3 protein-coding genes are annotated in these 4,435 nt (G+C 47.6%); 2 read left to right on the top strand and 1 reads right to left on the bottom strand.

The annotated features are described in order from the left end of the window. Nucleotides 1–450 precede the first annotated feature (450 nt). Nucleotides 451–627, bottom strand: a complete 177-nt coding sequence (locus J0895_RS04390; protein WP_207086907.1) for a hypothetical protein — start codon at nt 625–627, stop codon at nt 451–453. A gap of 995 nt (nt 628–1,622) precedes the next feature. Here J0895_RS04390 and J0895_RS04385 point away from each other — a divergent pair. Both J0895_RS04385 and J0895_RS04380 read left to right on the top strand, forming a co-directional pair. Beyond that, entirely contained in the window at nt 1,623–2,891 is a 1,269-nt protein-coding gene (locus J0895_RS04385; RefSeq protein ID WP_207086906.1) for a M16 family metallopeptidase, read from the top strand. A gap of 51 nt (nt 2,892–2,942) precedes the next feature. Continuing rightward, the gene (locus tag J0895_RS04380; RefSeq protein WP_207086905.1) at nt 2,943–4,259 is read left to right on the top strand and encodes an insulinase family protein; all 1,317 of its coding nucleotides are present in this window, start codon (nt 2,943–2,945) and stop codon (nt 4,257–4,259) included. The last annotated feature ends 176 nt before the right edge of the window (nt 4,260–4,435 follow it).

Raw genomic sequence — 4,435 nt, 5'->3', positions numbered from 1 at the left:
CCTAAACGTAAAGGGAAAGTTCAAATCTAATTTGAGCGGACTTATTAGAGGCACAATGAGCAGTGCCCATCAGACTTAGGCTTTGGTCTAAGGCTGTGCAAGAATCCCCGTGTCTTTAGACATCGGGAGTGTCAATCCGACCAGATAGTACCTTGATCAGGTACGGTTTTCTGTCTGGACCCGATCGCCTTCCATCAGGTTTGATGGCGATCGCTCCATGAACAGGAGCAGCTTTAAAGTGCTCTGATGAGTTCTGTCATGAGGAATGGGAATGACCGGAAAAATGGAAAGATGTACCCTGGAATGAATTCCTGCGTTGCGCTGACTGATGAGCGCCAACCCCATAGACTATCAGGAATTTTGGCTTCAAACTGGCGTTGGTTCGGGTCTGTGTTGATCTTGACCTGGGAACGCTCTGCGCAATCGTCAATTGGGCGATCGGTGAGGTTCTTATCGTCCACTTCCCCGATGATCAGGTTCGGTTCCACGGGAGACATCCGCGCTGGCAATTTGAGCATTTCCATCGGAGTTATTTTCTTTTGAAGTAAGATATTCAATGCCTGAAAAGTTGGCATTCATCCCTAATAAGAGCAAGCCAGATAACACAAAGCATTTGTAGATGCTCATAGATAAATTCCTTTTTTGACTGTTATTTCTCTCTACGGAATATCTACAAAACATCCGGCTATTTTTTAAATTATTTGGGGTCAAACCCTCTCGTGTCTAAAGCTCCAATATCCGGAACATTTCAAAGTCAAATTCGTCTCATCCTTTATTATTCAATTCTTCCAGCTCCGGTTTAGCCCCAATCCGCTTGGCTGATAATCTCGTCCCGACAACTTTGTAAAGATAGATACGAAAGTGCTTCATTTCCCCATTGGGGTACAGAAATATTCCTTTGGGGATTAAAAAACAACGTGACTGCCAACTCATTCAAGGGCAGTCACGTCTCAGGAGGCTTCTCTGCCTCAAGTCAATCCTTATAGCTTATTTTCAGGGACAATCTTTCTTAATAAACAGAAAAATTTAACTTTAAAATATTATCAAATCCCCAATTTGCGGAGAGTTTCTTTAAACCGATTGAAAATCTCAATCAATCCCTGACTTTACACAATGTGAGATGTTTAAAAAATAAATTAATGAACGAACCTCAGTCAAGGCGATCGCTCTCGGGAGAGTCTAGGATTAAAGATGAGGGTTTGGTCCTCTAACTCTTCGAGTTTCAGTTTGCAGAAATTCGGGAAATTCCGCATTCCAACCGATGTAACGCTTCTTCCTTACAACACAGACTGAAAATTATTCCATCCGGATAAAAATCAGGGAAGGGTTCAGAAACCCCTGGATTTTCAATTGGGTTAAAGTCGAATACTTGAGACCCGTAGGCAAAGGAAAGTTGAACGAAGACCCTACCCACAATCATCAGGCTGTGGGCAACGAAGCCGGGACCCCTATCCGGTTCGATGGGGTCCCTCTAGGGAGGAAATGGCAGAGAATTTTCAAAAGTTCCCTATCCCCTTTCTCCCGTTCCAGAGAAAGTCTGTATCAATTCATGCAGCATAGTGTGAAATGAAGCGTTAGGATGAGATAATTTATCACTAAATTCAGGTTTGAGATTAGAAAGTTTGTCTGCACTGCTCAAGAAATCGGAGTTTCCAGGAAATATCGTAAGGCTGGCGAATGGATTAACCGTGATTCACCAACATATCAGTGCTACACCCGTGGTTGTGGTTGATGTGTGGGTTAAAGCAGGTGCAATCCGAGAACCTGACACCTGGTCAGGAATGGCTCATTTCCTGGAACACATGATTTTCAAAGGGACCCTAATCCAGCCTCCAGGTGCCTTTGACTGTCTGATTGAAAATCGGGGTGGGATGACCAATGCCGCCACGAGTCATGACTATGCTCACTTTTTCATTACCGTTGCCGCACCCTATTTAAAAGAAAGTCTGCCTGCCTTGGCGGATCTGTTGCTGCATCCAGCGATTCCCGATGATGAATTTCTGCGGGAACGGGACGTGGTACTGGAAGAAATTCGCCAATCGGTGGATAATCCTGATTGGCTGGGATTTCAAGCGATGATGGAGACCATTTATCACCAGCATCCTTATCGACGCCCAGTATTTGGCGAGGCGGAAATTTTGATGGAGCGATCGCCCGAAGAAATGCGGATGTTCCATCGCTGCCACTACCAACCGGAAAATATGACCGTGGCGATCGTCGGCAACGTCACCTTAGCCGAAACCCTCGACTTAGTACAGGACTCCTTCAACAGCTTTCCCACTCCCCTGGAATGGGAGGACCTCAAACAAGAAGCAGAACCCCCAATGACCGAAGTTCGGCGTCGGGAACTGTTCTTACCGCGTTTGGAAGTGGCGAGGTTAACCCTAGCTTGGACAGGACCCGGGGTAGAAGAGTTACATGATGCCTACGGGTTAGACTTGCTGGCAGTCGTCCTGGCAGAGGGACGAAATTCCCGATTGGTGCGAGAATTGCGGGAGCTCCGGGGACTGGTTCACGGCATCGGTAGCGATTTTTCGCTCCAACGGGATTCCAGCTTGTTTACAATTGGAGCATGGCTCGATCCAAAACATCTGGATCTGGTGGAAAATGTGATTCTCGATCGCATCGATGAGTTACAGGCTCAACCCATTAGTAAGGCGGAACTGGCCCGCGCTCAACGTCTGCTCTGTAATGATTATGCCTTTTCCACCGAAACCCCGTCTCAACTAGCTGGGTTGTATGGTTACTATCAAACCATTGCCGAAGCCACGGCAGCCGTTGCCTATCCTGATTGCATTCAATCCTATAATGCAGCAGACTTGCAACGGGTAGCCAATAACTATTTATGCCCCCAATATTACGCAGTCACAGAACTCAAACCTCTGGACTGAGTTAAACCCCAGACGAATCCACCTCAGACAAATACAAGGAACCTAATTTTCGTGACACAGAACGTGACGCAATCGCTAGAGAAGACAATCCATCGCACGGTTTTGGACAATGGCATAGTGGTGATTGCCGTGGAAAATCCCGCCGCTGATATCATTGCTGCCCGAATTTTTATTAATGCCGGGAGTTCTTGGGAGTCCCCAACTCAGGCGGGATTGTCGCATCTGCTGTCTGCGGTGTTGACGAAGGGGACTTCAGGGCGATCGTCCTTAGAAATTGCTGAATTGGTGGAGTCGGTGGGGGCGACCCTGAGTACCGATACGACGCCGGATTATTTTTTGCTGAGTTTGAAGACGGTTTCGGGGGATTTCCCGGAGTTGTTGCGGCTATCTCATGAACTGTTGCGATCGCCCACTTTTCCTGAGTCTGAGGTGGAACTGGAACGCCGTCTAACTCTGCAAGGAATTCGCTCTCAGCAGGAACAACCGTTTACCATTGGCTATGACCAAATGCGGCGAGCAATGTACCCAGATCACCCCTACGCTTGTTCGGTTCTGGGAACGGAAGCTACGGTATCTCAGTTGACTCGGTTCGATTTACAAACCTATCATCAGACCTATTTTCGCCCCGATCGCATCGTGATTAGTCTCACGGGTCGAATTTCACCGTTAGAAGCAACGGCTTTGGTTGAATCCGTGTTTGGAGATTGGCAGGCTCCTTCTGTTGCTGTGCCACCCTTGGAATTACCCCGATTAAAACCAAATCCCCGCTTTCTCAGTTCCATCCAGGATACTCAACAGTCCATCGTGATGGCAGGGTATCTGGGTCCTTCGGTTTTGGGAAATGACCCCTTGAATCCCAACCCGAGGGATTATGCCATCCTCAAGTTACTGAATACTTATTTGGGAAATGGGTTATCCAGCCGGTTATTTGTGGAACTCCGGGAAAAACGGGGTTTAGCATACGATGTTTCGGCATTCTACCCGACTCGGCTGCGGGAATCGGCGTTTGTGGTTTATATGGGGACGGCTCATGAAAATACGGCGATCGCCCTTAAATGTCTACAAACTGAAGTGGAGCGTTTGAGCAATACCACCTTGGTTGAGGACGAGTTACAGTCAGCCAAAAATAAGCTCCTTGGTCAATATGCCCTTGGCAAGCAAACCAACGCTCAAATCGCTCAAGTCTTTGGTTGGTATGAAATCTTGGGTCTAGGGATTGATTTTGATACGCGCTTCACTGAAGAGGTTGCCGGAATTTCTCCAGAGGAGGCCCAGGAAGCTGCCGGTCGATATCTGACTCAAGCTTACATCTCTCTGGTCGGACCATCGGAGGCGATCGCACCGTTATGTGAATCGCTTGCCTATTAATGCCACAGAACTGACGCCCCGCACTGAAAACCGTCATAATTCCCCCCTGATTAGCGGCTAAAATCAGCAAGAAGTCAGTCGAGTAGGAGGATAGAGACATTGACAGAGGTCGTATTTAATCCAATGGGCTGGATCCGGTCCAACGCCAACCTGATAGGATGCAGTTTATCTCTCAT

Origin of the sequence: Phormidium pseudopriestleyi FRX01, from assembly GCF_017313335.1 — a bacterium.
Lineage (GTDB): Bacteria > Cyanobacteriota > Cyanobacteriia > Cyanobacteriales > Laspinemataceae > Laspinema > Laspinema pseudopriestleyi.
Note: the sequence above shows the minus strand (reverse complement) of the source record. Positions and strands in the feature narration are given on the sequence as shown.